General features: G+C 67.4%; 13 protein-coding genes. 11 read left to right on the top strand and 2 right to left on the bottom strand.

Annotation, left to right across the window (positions count from 1 at the left end; all coding sequences use genetic code 11):
- The first annotated feature begins 628 nt into the window (after positions 1-628).
- The 4 genes from ACG97_RS02915 to ACG97_RS02900 are packed head-to-tail and all read left to right on the top strand — an operon-like array spanning position 629 to position 3802.
- A complete protein-coding gene (locus ACG97_RS02915; RefSeq protein ID WP_238377240.1) occupies positions 629-1174 on the top strand; it encodes an iron transporter in 546 nt (181 codons plus the stop codon).
- A 55-nt stretch (positions 1175-1229) separates the two neighbouring features.
- Positions 1230-1559 (top strand): cupredoxin domain-containing protein, encoded by a 330-nt coding sequence (locus ACG97_RS02910; protein WP_047965833.1) that lies wholly within the window; start codon positions 1230-1232, stop codon positions 1557-1559.
- Between the two features lie 12 nt (positions 1560-1571).
- Positions 1572-2399 (top strand): FTR1 family protein, encoded by an 828-nt coding sequence (locus ACG97_RS02905; RefSeq protein ID WP_047965832.1) that lies wholly within the window; start codon positions 1572-1574, stop codon positions 2397-2399.
- Positions 2396-3802 (top strand): 4Fe-4S binding protein, encoded by a 1407-nt coding sequence (locus ACG97_RS02900; protein WP_047965831.1) that lies wholly within the window; start codon positions 2396-2398, stop codon positions 3800-3802. Before ACG97_RS02905 ends, ACG97_RS02900 begins: the two co-directional genes overlap by 4 nt.
- Before the next feature lie 77 nt (positions 3803-3879).
- On the opposite strand, the gene ACG97_RS02895 is transcribed toward ACG97_RS02900, so the two are convergent.
- Positions 3880-5892, bottom strand: a complete 2013-nt coding sequence (locus ACG97_RS02895) for a BCCT family transporter (protein ID WP_047965830.1) — start codon at positions 5890-5892, stop codon at positions 3880-3882.
- 366 nt (positions 5893-6258) lie between these two features.
- On the opposite strand from ACG97_RS02895, the gene phoB reads away from it, so the two are divergent.
- The 7 genes from phoB to ACG97_RS18185 all read left to right on the top strand — a co-directional run bounded on the left by phoB (position 6259) and on the right by ACG97_RS18185 (position 14738).
- Complete coding sequence (gene phoB / locus ACG97_RS02890; RefSeq protein ID WP_047965829.1) at positions 6259-6948, top strand: phosphate regulon transcriptional regulator PhoB; 690 nt, start codon at positions 6259-6261, stop codon at positions 6946-6948.
- Positions 6949-6952: 4 nt separating this feature from the next.
- Positions 6953-8257, top strand: a complete 1305-nt coding sequence (gene phoR, locus ACG97_RS02885) for a phosphate regulon sensor histidine kinase PhoR (RefSeq protein WP_047965828.1) — start codon at positions 6953-6955, stop codon at positions 8255-8257.
- Between the two features lie 158 nt (positions 8258-8415).
- Entirely contained in the window at positions 8416-9477 is a 1062-nt protein-coding gene (gene tal / locus ACG97_RS02880; RefSeq protein ID WP_047965827.1) for a transaldolase, read from the top strand.
- Positions 9478-9690: 213 nt separating this feature from the next.
- Entirely contained in the window at positions 9691-11115 is a 1425-nt protein-coding gene (locus ACG97_RS02875; RefSeq protein ID WP_047965826.1) for a diguanylate cyclase, read from the top strand.
- A gap of 130 nt (positions 11116-11245) precedes the next feature.
- On the top strand, positions 11246-12187 hold the full coding sequence (locus ACG97_RS02870; protein WP_047965825.1) for a rhodanese-related sulfurtransferase: 942 nt from the start codon (positions 11246-11248) through the stop codon (positions 12185-12187).
- A gap of 170 nt (positions 12188-12357) precedes the next feature.
- Entirely contained in the window at positions 12358-13566 is a 1209-nt protein-coding gene (locus tag ACG97_RS02865) for a winged helix-turn-helix domain-containing protein (protein ID WP_047965958.1), read from the top strand.
- Positions 13567-13634: 68 nt separating this feature from the next.
- Entirely contained in the window at positions 13635-14738 is a 1104-nt protein-coding gene (locus ACG97_RS18185; RefSeq protein WP_047965824.1) for a methyl-accepting chemotaxis protein, read from the top strand.
- Positions 14739-14836: 98 nt separating this feature from the next.
- On the opposite strand, the gene ACG97_RS17950 is transcribed toward ACG97_RS18185, so the two are convergent.
- Positions 14837-17902, bottom strand: a complete 3066-nt coding sequence (locus tag ACG97_RS17950) for a DNA translocase FtsK (RefSeq protein WP_369793027.1) — start codon at positions 17900-17902, stop codon at positions 14837-14839.
- Positions 17903-17932 lie beyond the last annotated feature (30 nt).

The raw sequence follows: 17932 nt of genomic DNA, 5'->3' as shown, positions 1-17932 counted from the left end.
GCCAAAAATAAATTGTATACAAAGAACATCGGCAATAAAACCTTTGATTGCCTGTTATCGGGGGGCAACAAGCCACGTACAATTCGCCCCGTGTTGGCAGTAGCGGGTCCGCGCCCGAGGCTGTCGACTTCTGGATACGTATGAGGGTGTCGGTGTCCCTGGCATCTTTGAACTGTTCTGGTGATCTCTTTGTCCCTGGTCTTTGTGTTTGTGGCCCGACTGGCCGCAAACCGACCCTTAGTCGCCTGTCCCTCACCGGACAGGCGTTTTTTTTTGCCCCACGCGCGCGTCCCGCGCCGCCCTGCCCCACCCGCCACCGCGTGCGATCGCCGTTCTTCCCCTCACCGCACCGCCTTATCTCGCCAGCCCTTAATCCAGATCAATCCGCTGCCGCTGCCTGCTGACGACAATACGAAGCATTCTTCTTTGTAGTCATGTCGCCGCAGCCTGCCCCTCACGCGCGCGCCGCCACGGCCGCTGTTGCTGCTGACGTTGCGGCTTGCGGCTTGCGGCTTGCGGCCAACCTTGCCTGCCGCTGTGGCTTGCCGGCAACAGTAAAAGTTCGCATTTAAGTTTTTATTAAGATTCGCGCTGCTCTAATGGCGCCCCCTCCGCAAAGGAACCCGTGATGAAAAAAAGCATGATCCCGGCGCTGGCCCTGCCCGTGCTGCTTGGCCTCAGCCTGTCGGCCCAGGCGCTGGAATACCCGATCGGCAAGCCGCAGCTGAAAGGCGGCATGGAGATCGCCGCCGTCTACCTGCAGCCGGTGAAAATGGAACCGGACGGCATGATGCGCAAGGCGGAACAGTCCGACATCCACCTCGAAGCCGACATCCACGCCACCGCCAGCAACAAGAACGGCCTGGCCGAGGGTGACTGGGTGCCGTACCTGCTGATCAAGTACGAGATCAGCAAGGTCGGCGGCAAGGACAGCATCAGCGGCGACTTCATGCCGATGGTGGCCTCCGACGGCCCGCACTACGGCGACAACATCAAGCTGCAAGGCCCGGGCAAGTACAAGCTGAAGTACACCATCCTGCCGCCGAGCATGAACCCGCACGCCCACTTCGGCCGTCATGTCGACAAGGAAACCGGCGTCGCGCCGTGGTTCCAGCCGATCGAGCTGAACTACGAATTCACCTACGCCGGCATCGGCAAGAAGGGCGGCTACTAAGCCGCATCCGCTGCGGCCGTACCCCGGCCGCAGCCCACCCCCACAGGAGTCCCCCATGCGTGCACGCCATATCCTGCCACTGCTGGCCCTGCTGCTGGCCGGCACCGCCCACGCCGAGGAATTGCCGGTGTTCCGGCTGGAACTGAACGACGGCCAGCTGAAGCCGGCACGGCTGGTGGTACCGGCCGGCAAGCGCTTCAAGATCGAGATTTTCAATCGCGGCAAGACGCCGGTGGAGTTCGAAAGCCTGCAGCTGCGCAAGGAAAAGGTGCTGGCCCCCGGCGCGCAGAGTTTCGTGGTGTTCAACCCGCTCAGCGCCGGCGAGTACAAGTTTTTCGACGAATTCCACATGGCGACGGCACAGGGCGTGCTGGTCGTGAAGTAAGGAGCGGGCGCGATGGAACAGGTGTTGTTTATCGTCTGGCGCGAGAGTGTCGAAGCGATGCTGGTGATCGGCATCCTGCACGCGTGGCTGTCGCAAAACCCGGCCGCCGGCGGCAAGCGCTGGCTGTGGGGCGGGGTGCTGGCCGGGCTGCTGCTGGCGGCGCTGCTGGCGCTGGGGCTGTTTGCCGCCAGCGAGGTGTTCGGCCGCTACCAGGAGCTGTTCCAGGCGGCGATGGTGTTCAGCGCCGCGGCGCTGATCGTGCACATGGTGTTGTGGATGCGCGAGCACGGCCGCAGCCTGAAACGCGAGCTGGAGGCCGGCCTTGCCGCCAGCCGCGCGCGCAATAACGGCTGGGGCATCCTGCTGCTGGTGGCGCTGGCGGTCGGCCGCGAGGGCAGCGAAACCGTGGTCTTCCTGTACGGCACGCTGTCCGGCAGCGAGGGCGCCGCGCTGTGGCCGCTGCTGCTGGCCGGGGTCGCCGGCTTCCTGTTGGCGCTGCTGTCGTTCTGGCTGCTGCAGCTGGGTGGGCGCTACCTGTCGTGGCGACTGTTCTTTCGCGCCACCGAAATCATGCTGCTGTTGCTGGCGGCGGCACTGTTCACCAGCGGCATCGACAAGCTGATCTCGCTGGACATCCTGCCGGCACTGGTCGATCCGCTGTGGGACAGCTCGGCACTGCTGGACGACATGAGCGCCAGCGGCGGCGTGGTGTCGGCGCTGACCGGCTACCGTGCCCACCCGGCACTGATGACGCTGCTGGCCTACGCCGGCTACTGGCTGGCGGTGCTGGCGCTGATGCGCTGGCGCAGCCGCCGCGTGGCGACAAGGTTGGCCGCATGAAACTGCACGATTGCAGCACGGCAACCGCCACGCGACCGTGGCTGGCGCGGGTCGGCGATGGCCTGCAGCGGCACGCGCCGCTGATCCGCCGCCTGCAGTGGCTGGTGGTGGCGGTGTACCTGCTGCTGATCGTGCTGCCGGTGCTGACGCCGCTGCCGGACGAAACCGCGCACCTGTGGGACCACGTCACCCTGATCGCGCAGTTTGCGTTCTGGGGCATCTGGTGGCCGTTCGTGCTGCTGTCGATGGTGCTGTTCGGCCGGCTGTGGTGCGGCGTGCTGTGCCCGGAGGGTGCGCTGTCGGAATGGGCGGCACGGCACGGCAAGGCACGGCCGATTCCGCGCTGGCTACGCTGGCCGGGCTGGCCGTTCACCGCCTTCGTGCTGACCACGGTGTACGGGCAGATGGTCAGCGTCTACCAGTATCCGCAGGCGGTACTGCTGGTGCTGGGCGGCTCCACCGTCGCCGCGGTGTGGGTCGGCTACTACTACACCCGCGGCAAGCGCGCCTGGTGCCGCTACCTGTGCCCGGTCAACGGCGTGTTCGCGCTGCTGGCCAAGCTGGCGCCGCTGCATTTCCGCGTCAGCGAAGAGGCGTGGCAGGCGTCACTGGCGCACAAGCGCGTGCTGCCGATCAAGGCGGTGGACTGTGCGCCGCTGCTGCCGGTCCGGCAGATGGAAGGTGCCAGCGGCTGTCACATGTGCGGCCGCTGCAGCGGCCACCGCGACGCGGTGACGCTCAGCGCCCGCTCGCCGGCCGACGAGGTGGTGCGCCTCGGCGCGCGCGACGCCGACGGCTGGCAGAGCGCGCTGATCCTGTTCGGCCTGCTCGGCGTCGCCATCGGCGCCTTCCACTGGAGCGCCAGCCCGTGGTTCGTCACCCTGCGCACCGCGCTGGCAGAGTGGCTGATCGAGCGCGACCTGCTGTGGCCGCTGGACGCCGACGCGCCGTGGTGGCTGCTGACCAACTACCCGCTGCGCAACGACGTGTTCAGCTGGCTGGATGGCGGCCTGCTGCTGGCCTACATCGCCGCCACCGCCATCGCGCTGGGCGGGCTGTGCAGCCTGCTGCTGGCGGCGGCGGTCGCCTGCCACGGCTGGCAACGGCAGCGCTTCCACCACCTGGTGCAGGCGCTGATCCCGCTGGCCGGCTGCGGCGTGTTCCTCGGCCTCACCACCGTCACCCTCAGCCTGCTGCGCAGCGAGCACATCATGTGGCCGTGGGTCAACGACGCGCGGCTGCTGCTGTTGCTGGGCGCCAATGGCTGGTCGCTGTGGCTGGCGGCGCGCATCGGCGCCAGCTGGCAGCGCAGCCGCCTGCGGCAGGCGCTGGCGCTGCTGCCGTTCTGCGCCGCGCTGCTGTGGATCGACAGCGCCTGGGGCTGGCTGTTCTGGTGGTGGTAAACCACTGAATCGCCGATCGATTGCCACCCGATAAAAGGTTGGCCGCAAGCATGCTTGCGGCCAACCTTTTTGCTGCCTCAGCCGTGCGCCGGTGCCGCACTGAGCAGACGCGCCTGCTCGTCATGCAGTAACACCAGATAACGCTGGTACTGTTTCAGCACGTCGGCAATCACCTCCTGCTGCTGCAGGTATTCGATGCTGTAACCCTCGCGACCATCCACAAAAAATGTCATCGGTTGATAGCTGTACAAACGCTGTCCGGCTGGCAGCGCCACATCGCGCAGGACAAAGGCCGGTGTCGCCTGCTCCACACAGCGCACGCCGTAGACGAAGTCGCGGAGTGACGGCTGCGGGATACTCAGCTGCACGGTCCCGCTGACGGCATCGCGCGTGACCTCTGCAGTCACGCCGCGGGTGGCCATTTCCGCCGCCACCGCCTGCAGTGCCGGCTGCACCGTGTCATCGATAAACTGCTGCACCTCGGCCGCCTGCGGCTGGTTCAGCATCACCGCCAGGCGCTGTCGCCAGTGGTGGCCACTCCAGAACGACGTTGCCGGTGCCAGTGCTTGTGTGGCGTGATGACGGTCGGCACGCAAACCGCGCAGCAGCCCGTAGCACAGCAACAGCATGATGGCGGCAAACGGCAGCGCACTGATCAGCGTCATCGCCTGCAAGGCCTTCAGCCCGCCAGCGGCAAGCAGTACCGCAGCCGTCAGCCCCAGCAGCGCCGCCCAGAAACAGCGCTGCCACAGCGGCGACTGCGCCGCACCACGGCTGGCGATGGCATTGAGTACCAGCGCCCCGGAATCGGCTGAAGTCACAAAGAACACCGCCACCAGCAGCACCGCCACGCCGGACGTCAGCTGCGGGTACGGCAGGTAATCAAAGAAACGGAACAGTAATGCGTCGACATTGCCGGCGCTGGCGCCCAGCGCACCGGCAGCGACATGGCTGTCCAGCCAGATCGCGCTGTTGCCGAACACCGTCATCCACAACAGGTTGAACAGCGACGGCACCAGCAGCACGCCGATGATGAATTCGCGGATGGTGCGCCCGCGCGAAATACGGGCAATGAACATGCCGACAAACGGCGACCACGAAATCCACCATGCCCAGTACAGCAGCGTCCAGCCGCCAAACCAGCCTTGCATGTCGCTGTCGCTGTAGCTGAAGGTGCGGAAGGTCAACGACACCACGCTGGACAGGTACTGGCCGATGTTTTCGCTGAAGGCGTTAAGCAGGTACAGCGTCGGCCCGGTCACCAGCACGAACAGCAATAGCAGTCCGGCCAGCGTCAGGTTCAGTTCGCTCAGACGGCGCACCCCCTTGTCCAGCCCGGAAGCCACCGATAGCCCGGCCAACAGCATCACCACCGCGATCAGACCCAGCTGGAATGTCAGCGCCGAGGTGTCCTGTCCGGTCAGCGTGGCAAGCCCGGCGCTGATCTGCAGCACACCGTAGCCCAGGGTGGTGGCGATACCGAAGACGGTACCCACCAGCGCAAACACGTCCACCGCATGGCCGAGCGGGCCGTTGATGCGCTCACCCAGCAGCGGATACAGGCCGGAACGCACTGTCAGAGGCAGCTGGTAACGGAAACCAAAATAGGCCAGCACCAGACCGACTACGCCGTAAATCGCCCACGCGTGCAACCCCCAGTGCTGGAAGGTGGTCAGCATCGCCACCTGCCCTGCCACCGCAGGCGTCGCCGCGGCGGTGGGCGGATTGAGGAAGTGCAGCATCGGCTCGCCGACCCCAAAGTACATCAGGCCGATCCCCATGCCGGCCGCGAACAGCATCGCCAGCCACGAGGTAAACGAGAATTCCGGCCGCGATTCATCTGGCCCCAGCCGGATATCGCCGTAGCGACTGACCGCAATGGCCAGCAACAGCAGCAGGAAGATCGCCACCGCCAGAATATAGAACCAGCCGAAGTGACGGATCACCCACTGCTGCGCCAATAAAAAGGTGTGCTCGGCACTGCTCGGCAGCAGTACCGCCCAAGCCAGCAGACTGCCGATCAGCAGCAGGCTGGGAATGAATACTGGCCAAGCCAGCGTGGTGGAACGGGAGGAGATAACGTTGTCCATGCTTTCCCTTCAAAAGTTGGGTGGCAGGATGTCGCGGGAGCGTCCAGATCGCTGGAGAAGACTGCAAAATAACGGATAAAGCAAGAATATCTTTCGGTGACAGACAATCGGACTGGGCGCATCACGGCACGACGCGAGAGGCGGCATTCTACGTGACAATTAATTTTTGTACAAAACTTAATTACAAACAAATTAAAGCACTACCGGTGCCGCGGTCGATTCGTGACATAATCGCGCGGCTTCTCCGGCCAGCAGCGGCATATCCTGCCATTTCGTTGGCATGAAGCGGACGGAAGCATGAAGCGTCATATTTCTGTAACGCCCTGTTTCTATCCTTGCCATAATTTCCAATGGGAGGATGCCCACATGGCTGCCAATATCCTGCTTGTCGAAGATGAGCCCGCGATCCAGGAACTGATTGCCTTCAACCTGACCCAGGCCGGCCATCACGTGCTGCGCGCCAGTACCGCCGAAGCGGCGCTGATGCTGGTGAAGAATGCCTTGCCGGACCTGATCCTGCTGGACTGGATGCTGCCCGGAGCCTCCGGCGTCGAGATCGCGCGCAAGCTGCGCGGCGATGAGCGCACGCGCCAGATCCCGATCATCATGCTCACCGCCCGCTCCGAAGAGCAGGACAAGGTGCAGGGGCTGGAAGCCGGCGCCGACGACTACATCACCAAGCCGTTCTCTCCGCGCGAGATGCTGGCGCGCATCAAGGCGGTGCTGCGCCGCCGCGCGCCGCAGATGACCGACGACGCGGTCGAGGTGAAGGGCCTGCGCCTGGATCCGGCCACCCACCGCGTACAGGGCAACGGCGACACCATCGACCTCGGCCCCACCGAATTCCGCCTGCTGCACTTCTTCATGACCCACGCCGAACGCGTGCACTCGCGCACCCAGCTCTTGGACCAGGTGTGGGGCGACCACATCTTCGTCGAGGAGCGCACCGTCGACGTGCACATCCGCCGCCTGCGCAGTGCGCTGGAGGCCACCGGCCATGACGCGCTGATCCAGACCGTGCGCGGCACCGGCTACCGTTTCTCGGCACAGGGGTAGACCATTGACTGACTTTGCGCGGCGTTCGCTGGGCTGGCTGTTCGCCATCAGCAGCATCGCTTTCGGCTTTTCGCTGATCTACGGCCCGGAGATCGGGCTGCTGGTACTGTGCGGCCAGCTGCTGCTGTGGCTGGGCTTCCACCTGCACCATATCGGCCTGCTGCTGCGCTGGCTGGAGCGGCCTGCCCCCGGCCGCATTCCGGAAGGCTACGGCATCTGGCACAACGCGTTCATGGCGCTGTACCGCCAGGCACGCAAGCAGAAACAGAGCAAGCGCAAGCTGGCCAGCATCCTCGACCGCTTCATCAACGCCGGCGAGGCGATGCCGGACGGCGTGGTGGTGCTCGACGAGTACGACCGCATCGAGTGGGTCAACCCGGTCGGCGTCGAACACTTCGGGCTGGACCCGAAGGCCGATGTCGGCAACCAGATCCTCAACCTGGTGCGCCAGCCGTCGTTCCACACCTATATGGCGGCGCAGAGCTACAGCCAGCCGCTGATCCTGCACAGCCCGACCCCGGACGAGCGCGTGCTGTCCATCCAGCTGGTGCCGTTCGACATCACCCGCAAGCTGCTGCTGTCGCGCGACATCACCCAGCTGGAGCGGGTGCAGACCGTGCACCGCGACTTCGTCGCCAACGTGTCGCACGAGCTGCGCACGCCGCTGACCGTGGTCGGTGGCTTCCTGGAAACGCTGTCCGACATGCCGGAGGTCGACGACGCCACCCTGCGCCAGTTCCTGGCGCTGATGCTGGAACAGTCGCGGCGGATGCAGAGCCTGGTCGAGGACCTGCTGACGCTGTCGCGCATCGAGAACAGCCCGCGCAGCATGCAGCAGGAAACCGTGAACATGGACCAGCTGCTGGACACGCTGATGGTGGAAGCCGAAGGCCTGTCGCAGGGCCGCCATCAGATCACGCTGGACAACCGCTGCCGCCGCTGGCTGCGCGGCAACGTGCAGGAGCTGCACTCGGCGTTCGGCAACCTGGTGTCCAACGCGGTGCGCTATACCCCGGAAGGCGGCAGCATCGCCCTCGCCTGGCAGGAACAGGACGAGGGCCGCGCCGTGTTCAGCGTCAGCGATACCGGCATCGGCATCCCGCGCGAACACCTGCCGCGGCTGACCGAGCGCTTCTACCGCGTCGACCGCGGCCGCTCGCGCGGCAACGGCGGCACCGGCCTCGGCCTCGCCATCGTCAAGCACGTGCTGGCGCGCCACCAGGCACGGCTGGAAGTGCACAGCGAGCCGGACAAGGGCAGCTGCTTCAGCGTGATCTTCAACGCCGAACAGCTGGCCGCCCGCGAATGAGCCACCGGCGGCGACCGTGCCGTCCGGCCGCCGCGCGGCACGTAGTCGCCGATGTACTGGCGGCGAGCTGAAGCCGCCGCGCTGTAGTCTCTTTGCTTCAGCGCGGGCGCACGCTACGATGGGGTGCCAAAAATGAAACCAATACCGGGACCCGCACCATGAATCGTCTACAAGCCATCCGCCCCTTCGGCCAGCGTCTCTGGCTGGACAACCTGTCGCGCGAACTGATCGCCAGCGGCGAACTGGCCCGCTTGCTGGCCGACGACGGCATCGCCGGCGTCACCTCCAATCCGGCCATCTTCCACAAGGCGATCAGCACCGACCCGCGCTACCGCGACGAGCTGGCGCAGCTGAAAAGCGACACCACGCTGAGCGCCGAACAGCGCTACGAAACGCTGGTCATCGCCGACATCCGGGCCGCCTGCGACCTCACCCTGCCGCAATACCAGGCCACCGCCGGCGACGACGGCTACGTGTCGCTGGAAGTGTCGCCGGCGCTGGCGCACGACGAAGCCGGCACCCTCGCCGCCGCGCGCCGGCTGTGGGTAGCCATCGACCGCCCCAACGCGATGATCAAGATCCCGGCCACGGCGCCAGGCATCGCCGCCTTCCGCCAGCTGACCGCCGAGGGCATCAACGTCAACATCACGCTGCTGTTCTCGCTGAAACAGGTCGAGGCGGTGTGGGACGCCTATATCGCCGGCCTCAGCACCCGCCACGCGGCCGGCCAGCCGCTGCGCCACGTCAAGGCAGTGGCCAGCTTCTTCCTGTCGCGCGTCGACAGCCTGCTGGATGCGCAATTGCCGGCGCCGCTGCAGGGCAAGGCGGCGATCGCGCTGGCCAAGGCCGCCTACCGGCGCTACCTGCAGCGTTTCCACGGTACCGAATTCGCCGCGCTGCACGCCGCCGGCGCACGGCCGCAGTTCCTGCTGTGGGCGTCCACCGGCACCAAGAACCAGGCCTACTCCGACGTGCTGTACGTGGAGAGCCTGATCGGCGCCGACACCGTCAACACCGTGCCGGACGCCACGCTGGCGCTGTTCCGCGACCACGGCCACGCCGCCGCCACGCTGGCCGCTGACGGCGACGCGGCACTGGCGGTACTGGCCGCGGCGCAGGCCGCCGGCATCGACTTCGACGCCGTCGGCGAGCAGCTGCAGCGTGACGGTCTCGCGCTGTTCGAAAAGGCGTTTGCCGAGCTGCTGCAGCTCACCGCCTGAGTCCGAGACATCGCGCATGAAAAACGGCGACCGTGCGGTCGCCGTTTTTTTTGCGGCCAACCTTGGCCGCCGCCGCAACGCCAGTTGGCGTCCGGCTGATGCGGATCAAATTTAGCCCTTGGTCGGCGCAGGGTTATCGGCTGATAATTGTTGCAACAGCAGGCGGCAGCGACCGCCTGCCGCAACCAGCCGCCATCCCTGCCCGGGCCTGCCATGACCACCACTCCACGCTATCACCACGCACTGTTGCTGGTCCCGCTCTACGTGAGCCTGGCCTGGCTGGGCATGTGGCTGGCGGCGAAACCGCCATCCTCGCTCACCGTGGTATGGCTGCCGTCCGGCATCGGCCTGATCATGCTGCTGCTGGCCGGCCGGCGCGGCCTGCCACTGGTGCTGCTGTCCAGCGCCATCGCCAATGCTGGCGGCTGGCTGTACTTCGGCGGCAGCTGGGGCACCGCGCTGCTGGCCGGACTGCTGCTGGCGCCGTTCGACAGCCTGCAAAGCTGGCTGGCGTGGCGCGGCTGCGGTGCGCCGCGGCGCCTGTTGCACGACGTCGCCGGCCTGCAACGCTTCTTCTGGCGCGTGTGCCTGCTGCCGCCGCTGCTGACCACCTGGGCGATGTACCTGATCAACCACGCGCTCGGCGCGCCGGCCACGGCGCAGGGCCATCTGGCTGGGCTGGCGATGATGACCTCCGGCGACTGCCTCGGCCTGTTCGTGGTCACCCCGCTGTACCTGGTGCTGCGCGAGGTGCCGTGGCCACGGCTGGCCGGTCTGACGCTGAAAATCGCGGCGCTGGTGGCGCTGCCGCTGCTGCTGGCGCAGGGCGTGCACCCGTGGCTGATCTGGCTGCTGGGGCTGACGCTGATCTATGTCGCCATCCGCTACCGCATCGTCGGCTCCAGCATCGCGGTGGCGCTGCTCACCCTCGCCAGCCTGTTGCTGTTGCTGAGCGAGCTGGGGCCGCAGCTGGCCTACGAACACAGCCTGAGCTACGTCGCGCTGTCGCTGATGATCCTGTCGGTGGGGCTGGCGCCGCACTGTATCGGGCTGGTGATCCAGCAGCTGGACGACGTCAACCACACGCTGGAACAGCGCGTCGCCGAGCGCACCCGCGCGCTGCGCGAGGTGCAGAAGCAGCTGGAAACCATGGCCTACAGCGACAGCCTGACCGGCCTTGGCAACCGCCACGCCTTCTACATCCGGCTGCAGGAAGAACAGGAGCGCGCCACCCGCCGCGGCCGCCGCTTTGCGCTGGCGCTGCTGGACATCGACCACTTCAAGCGCATCAACGACAGCTACGGCCACCAGACCGGCGACGAGGTGCTGCGCGCCGTCGCGGTGCTGATGCAGGACAGCGTGCGCGTCATCGACCGCGTCTACCGCTGGGGCGGCGAGGAATTCATGATCCTCTTCCCGGACGCCGGCGCCGACGACGCGATGGTGCCGCTGCAGCGCATCTGCCAGCTGATCGGCATGCAGCCGGTGACCACCGCCAAGGGCGAGCTGTACACCTCGGTCAGCATCGGCGTCACCGAGTTCGCCGGGCGCCACGATGCCATCGACGCACTGCTCGGCCGCGTCGACGCGCTGCTGTACCAGGCCAAGCGCGACGGCCGCAACCGCATCGCGCGCTGACGCCACCCGGTCCGGCAACCGGCCGCCCCCGCGTTGGCCGCCGCGCCGGCCTCGGGTAAACTGCACGGTTGCGCCAATTCCGGCGCGCCCCGGTCCGCCCTTTACGCGGGCGACCACCTGGAGACCACCGATGCACACCCACCACCCCATCGTCGTCGCCGCGCTGTACCAGTTTGTCACCCTGACCGACTACGTCGCGCTGCGCGAACCGCTACACCAGGCCATGCTGGCCAATGACGTCAAGGGCACGCTGCTGCTGGCCGAAGAAGGCATCAACGGCACCGTGGCCGGTAGCCGCGAAGGCATCGACGCGCTGCTGGCCTGGCTGAAAAGCGACCCGCGCATGACGGCGCTGGAGCACAAGGAATCGTACTGCGACGAGCAGCCGTTCTACCGCACCAAGGTCAAGCTGAAAAAGGAAATCGTCACCCTGGGCGTGCCCGGCGTCGACCCCAACAAGACCGTCGGCACCTATGTCCAGCCGCAGGACTGGAACGCCCTCATCAGCGATCCGGAAGTGCTGGTCATCGACACCCGCAACGACTACGAGGTCGCCATCGGCAGCTTCCAGCGCGCGATCGACCCGAAAACCGCCAGCTTCCGCGAATTCCCCGAGTACGTGAAACAGCACTTCGACCCGGCGGTACACAAGAAGGTGGCGATGTTCTGCACCGGCGGCATCCGCTGCGAGAAAGCCTCCAGCTACATGCTGAACGAGGGCTTCGAAGAGGTGTACCACCTGCAGGGCGGCATCCTGAAATACCTGGAACAGGTGCCGGCGGAACAGAGCCTGTGGCAGGGCGACTGCTTCGTGTTCGACAACCGCGTCACCGTGCGCCACGACCTGACGGAAGGCGAGTACGAGCTGTGCCACGCCTGCCGCCAGCCGGTATCGGCCGCCGAGCGCGCCTCCGAACACTACAGCCCCGGCATCAGCTGCCCGCACTGCTGGGACACGCTGAGCGAAAAAACCCGCGCCAAGGCGCGCGAACGGCAGAAGCAGATCGAGCTGGCACGCCAGCGCAATCAGCCCAGCCCGCTGGGACGCAGCATGGTGCACGGCGACGACTGAGCACCGGTTCACGATCTGAACCAGCGCACCGCCACACAAGGTTGGCCGCAGCACTGCGGCCAACCTTTTTTGATGCCGGCCACCGGCGTTGGCTGGACCACCGTGCCCCTTCCCCGCCCCGCGGCGGACGCGCTATGCTGGCGGCTTATCCTGACGCCACGGCCACCCGCATGAGCCACCTGCACCTGACCCCGGATCACGCCCGCGCGCTGCACCTGCACGCGCAGGGCCTGCTGACCCCGCCGCGACGCAAGGCCAGCAAGGCCGACGTGCTGGCCGCCATCCGCCGCATGGCGCTGCTGCAGATCGACACCATCAGCGTGGTGGCGCGCAGCCCCTACCTGGTGCTGTTCAGCCGCCTTGGCCACTACGACCCGGCGTGGCTGGACGCGCTGCTGGCCGAGGGCGCGCTGTTCGAATACTGGGCGCACGAGGCCTGCTTCGTGCCCAGCGAGGACTACCGCCTGCTGCGCCACCGCATGCTGGACCCGGCGGCGATGGGCTGGAAATTCTCGGTGGAATGGATGAACAAGCACTACGCCGAGATCGACGCACTGGTCGAGCACATCCGCGGCCACGGCCCGGTGCGCTCGCGCGACTTCGAGCGCCAGGGCGGCAAGGGCAACGGCTGGTGGGACTGGAAACCGGAAAAGCGCCATCTGGAAGTGCTGTTCTGCAGCGGCCGGCTGATGGTGCGCGAGCGACAGAATTTCCAGCGCGTCTATGATCTGGCCGAGCGGGTGCTGCCCGGCTGGGACGACGCGCGCGACCTGCCGACGCCGGAGACGGCGCAACGCGACATGGTGCGCGCCAGCTGCCGCGCGCTGGGCATCGTCAAGAGCGGCTGGGTCGCCGACTACTACCGCCTCAGGCGCGGCAAGTACGATGCGCTGCTGCACCAGCTGGCCGACGAGGGCGAACTGTTGCCGGCGCGCATCGAAGGTTGGCCGCACCAGGTGTTCGTGCACCACAGCCTGCGCGAGGCGGCGCTGGACGACAGCCTGCGCGCCACCGCCACCACGCTGCTGTCGCCGTTCGACCCGGTGGTGTGGGACCGCAAGCGCGCGAGCGAACTGTTCGGCTTCGACTACCGCATCGAGTGCTACACCCCGGCCGCCAAGCGCCAGTTCGGCTACTTCGTGTTGCCCGTGCTCAGCCGCGGCCGGCTGGTCGGACGGCTGGACGCCAAGGCGCACCGCGCGCAAGGGGTGTTCGAGGTCAAGGCGCTGTATCTGGAGGCCGGCGTGCGCCCGACGCAGCGCCTGCGCGACGACCTGCTGCGCGCGCTGCAACGCGCCGCCGACTGGCACGCCACGCCGACGCTGGCTTTTGCCCGCCACAGCGAGTGCTGGCTGCAGCCGTCATCGCCGGAAACTTGATCTGCCCGTTTTGCCTGCCGCCCGCCGCCGCGTAAGATGCGACAACCACCACCCGAGGGGAAATCCGCATGTTCTTCCGCCACACCCGCGCTGCCCTGCAGCAAGCCCAAAGCGACAACACCGCACTGCAACAGGAAAACCGGCAGCTGCAGGCCCGCCTCGCCGCGCTGGAGGGCGAGCACGCCAGCCAGCGCACGCAGCTGGACACGCTGACGCGCGAACGCGCGATGCTGCAGGGGGTGTTCGCCAATATCGGCAGCTTCGGCAACTCGCTGGGCGGGGTGCAGCACTCGTTCCAGGGGCTGGCCGGCAGCCTCGGCCAGGAAAAGGACGCCGCCCACGCGATGGCGGCGCAGGCCGACGACAACCGCAATGATTTCCAGCTGATCGCCGGCAACCTGAAAACCATGTTCCAGCGCATCGAGCAGGCATCCACCAACGTCGCCACCCTGCACCAGCAGGCGGAGCAGATCGGCGGCATCGTGCGCCTGATCAAGGACATCGCCGACCAGACCAACCTGCTGGCGCTGAACGCGGCGATCGAGGCCGCCCGTGCCGGCGAATCCGGGCGCGGCTTTGCCGTGGTCGCCGACGAGGTGCGCAAGCTGGCCGAGCGCACCGCCAAGGCCACCACCGAGATCGCCGGCCTGGTCGGCCAGATCCAGGCCGAGACCGAGAGCGCCAAGCACACCATGCAGCAGGGCGCCGACGACGCCAGCCGCTTCTCCGGCGACAGCGAACAGGCGATGCACAGCATGCAGCGGCTGTACGACCAGGCGCAGCACATGGAAGCCACCATCGCCGCCGCCGCGCAGCTGTCCGGCGTCGAGCTGGCCAACCTGGAAGAGCTGGCGATGAAGCTGGAGGTGTACAAGGTGTTCATGGGCATCTCGACGCTACGCCCGGAACAGCTGCCGGACGAGACGCAATGTCGCCTCGGCCAGTGGTACTACGCCGGCGACGGCAAGGAGCGCTTCTCGCGCCTGCCCGGCTACGGCGCGCTGGAAAGCCCGCACCGCGAGGTACACCAGCACGCACGCCGCGCGCTGGAACTGTTCTACGCCGGCAACCCCGACGCCGCGCTGCACGAGCTGGCGGCGATGGAACAGGCCAACGCCAGCGTGATGGGCGGGCTGGAACGCATGCTCAGCGAGCTGAAAACGGTGGCCTGAGCCGGCGACACCAAGGTTGGCCGCAGAGGACACGCGGCCGGTTCCCGCCATGAAAAACGGCAGCCCGCGGGCTGCCGTTTTGCTGTCGGGAAAGCGATTCAGTAGTCGCCGCGCTGCGGCACCAGCACCGTGCGGTTGCCGTTGCTTTCCATCGCCGACACGATACCGGCGGCTTCCATGTCCTCAATCAATCTGGCAGCACGGTTGTAGCCGATGCGCAGCTGGCGCTGCACCGAGGAGATCGACGCCTTGCGTGTGCGCAGCACGATCTCCACCGCCTCGTCGTACAGCGGGTCGCTCTCGCTCGCGGCCGCCGCACGGCCCTTGGCGTCCGCCTGTTCGTCGTCGGCCACCGATTCGCCGGTGAGCAGCCCTTCCACGTAGTCCGGCTCGCCCCACTGCTTCAGGTCCTCGACGATGGCGTGCACCTCCTCGTCGGTGACGAAGGCGCCGTGCACGCGCTGCGGGTAGCCGGTGCCCGGCGGCAGGTACAGCATGTCACCCTGGCCCAGCAGGCTTTCGGCGCCCATTTGATCCAGAATCGTCCGGCTGTCGATCTTGCTGGAGACCTGGAAGGCGATGCGGGTCGGGATGTTGGCCTTGATCAGGCCGGTAATCACGTCCACCGACGGCCGCTGTGTGGCGAGGATCAGATGGATGCCGGCGGCACGCGCCTTTTGCGCCAGGCGCGCGATCAGCTCCTCGATCTTCTTGCCGGCCACCATCATCAGGTCGGCAAACTCGTCCACCACCACCACGATGAAGGGCAGCGTGGCCAGCGGCTCCGGCGTTTCCGGGGTCAGGCTGAACGGGTTGCTCAAACGTTGGCCGCGAGCCTCGGCGGCGCGCACCTTGTCGTTGTAGCCGGCCAGATTGCGCACGCCGAGGTGGCTCATCAGCCGGTAGCGTTTTTCCATCTCGCCGACACACCAGTTCAAGGCGTTGGCGGCCAGCTTCATGTCGGTGACCACCGGCGCCAACAGGTGCGGGATGTCGTTGTACACCGACAGTTCCAGCATCTTGGGGTCGATCATGATGAAGCGCACCTCGTCCGGCGTGGCCTTGTACAGCATGGACAGGATCATCGCGTTGACGCCCACCGACTTGCCGGAGCCGGTGGTGCCGGCCACCAGCAGGTGCGGCGCCTTGGCCAGATCCATCACCACCGGCGCGCCGCTGATGTCCTGCCCCAGCGCCAGCGTCAGCTTGGACGCGGAGTGCTGGAACACCTCGGCGCCGAAGATCTCCGACAGCCGGATCATCTGCCGTTTCGGGTTGGGCAGCTCCAGCCCCATGCAGGTCTTGCCGGGAATGGTTTCCACCACGCGGATGGAGGCCACGCCCAGCGCGCGCGACAGGTCCTTGGCCAGGTTCACCACCTGGCTGCCGCGCACACCGACCGCCGGTTCCACCTCGTAGCGGGTGATCACCGGCCCGGCGTAGGCGTCCACCACCGCCACTTTCACCTTGAACTCGGCGCACTTTTCCTCGATCAGGATGCCGCGCTCGATCAGGTAATCCTCGCTCTGCACCGCCTTGTCGCTTTCCGGCGGCCGCAGCAGGTCCAGCGACGGCAGGCAGGCGTCGCCGTACACCACCGGCACGCTGTGCGGCTTGGGCGCTGAGGGAACGGTGGCGGGTGCTGCGGCCAACATTGTGGCGGTGTCGGGCAGCGGCGCGGCGGCAAGGTTGGCCGCAGGCGCCGGTTCGTCGATCAGCTGCCACACCAGGCCGGCAGCGGCGGTGTCCTCGGCAATCGGTTCTGTCGCCAGCTCGTCATCGGCCAGCAGATGCCAGACGATGTCGGCGCTGGCTACGCTAGCCGCAGTCTCCGCATCTTCCACCTCTTGCGCATCCTCCGCGGCGGCGGTGTCCGCCACGGCGGCAGCGTGCGCCGTGGCCGCGCAGGTGTACGGGCCGGCAACAACGGTCGCCGCATCTGTATCCGTATCCGTGTCAGCTTCCGCGTCCGTGTCTGCTGCCGGGCAGAGCACAGCGAAGGCCCGTTCGTCCATGTGCTCCGGCGCCGTGCTGGCGCCGGTCGGATTCGGCATCCACGCGGCCATGTGGCTGACCGGCGCGCCAGTTTCTGCCGCCGCCGGCTCCTGCGGCGCGGCGCCGGTATCGTGCGCGGCCGATGACAGCGCCGACTCGATGGCCACAGCCGGCTGCGGCCAGTCCGACTCGTGGCGGTCAGCAACCGCCACGTCGCCGTGATCGGCGGAAAGCAAGGCGGTGGCCGCTGCGGGCCAGGCGGTGAGCGGCGACAATGGCGCGCTGTCACTGTCGCTGTCGCCCGTCAGGGCGTCCTCAGCCGGCGCGGCGGCGAACGCTGTCGTAACGGCGGCAACCGGCGCCGCCAGCGCTACAGCGACCGGCGCCGGTACCGCTGTGAGCGATGCCGGAACGGCGACCACATGGTCAGCGGTGGCCGGTGGCGCCACCTCCGCCAGCGCGCGGTGGTGCGCGGCGGCGTCGGTGATCGTGTCGTCGCCGGCCGGCGGTGTGCCGGTAGCTGGCGCTGACGCGACGGCGGTAGGCATCACGGGATGGTTCAGCATCGTGCTGGCGACCGGGTTGGGCGCCGCGGCCGGCGGGCTGGCGACACGGCCAGCGGGCGTGATGCCTGGCGCGGACGATGGCGTGGCCGGCGCGGTGCCGGTGCTGGCAAAGCGCGAGCCGGCGCCGAACAGTGCCTCGGCATTGCGCTGCCGCGTCTGTTCGTCCGGGCGGCTGGCCAGCGAGGGCTTGCGCATCACCGGCGTCGGCTGCAGCACCACCACCGGTTTCGGCGGCGGCGGGGCCGCGTCGCGCCTGCCGTGCAGCTGCTGCAGGCTGGCGCGCACCTCGTCGGGGTCGATCAGCGGCAGCGCGCTGTCCTCGTCCTGCTGCTGCAGGCGGCGCTGGCGGCGTTCGCTGGCGGCCAGCTTTTGCCGCCGCTGCACGTCGCTCTGCAGGTTGCGCTGCACTTCGGCCAGGCCGATCACCGGCAGCTTGTCGTGCTGTGCGGCAGTCGCTGGCGCCGGCTTGCGGATGTAGCGCGGCACCGCCAGCGGCAGCTCGACCAGTGGCGGCACGGCCGGCGCGCTGGCCTGGTTGGTGGCCGGACTGTCGGCGACGGGCGGGCTGACGGCCGCCGGGCCGGCGTCGTCTTCCGTCTGCAGCCCGCTGCGCCGTGGCGGCCGCGGGTGGCG

Source organism: Vogesella sp. EB (assembly GCF_001037925.1).
GTDB lineage: Bacteria > Pseudomonadota > Gammaproteobacteria > Burkholderiales > Chromobacteriaceae > Vogesella > Vogesella indigofera.
Note: the sequence above shows the minus strand (reverse complement) of the source record. Positions and strands in the feature narration are given on the sequence as shown.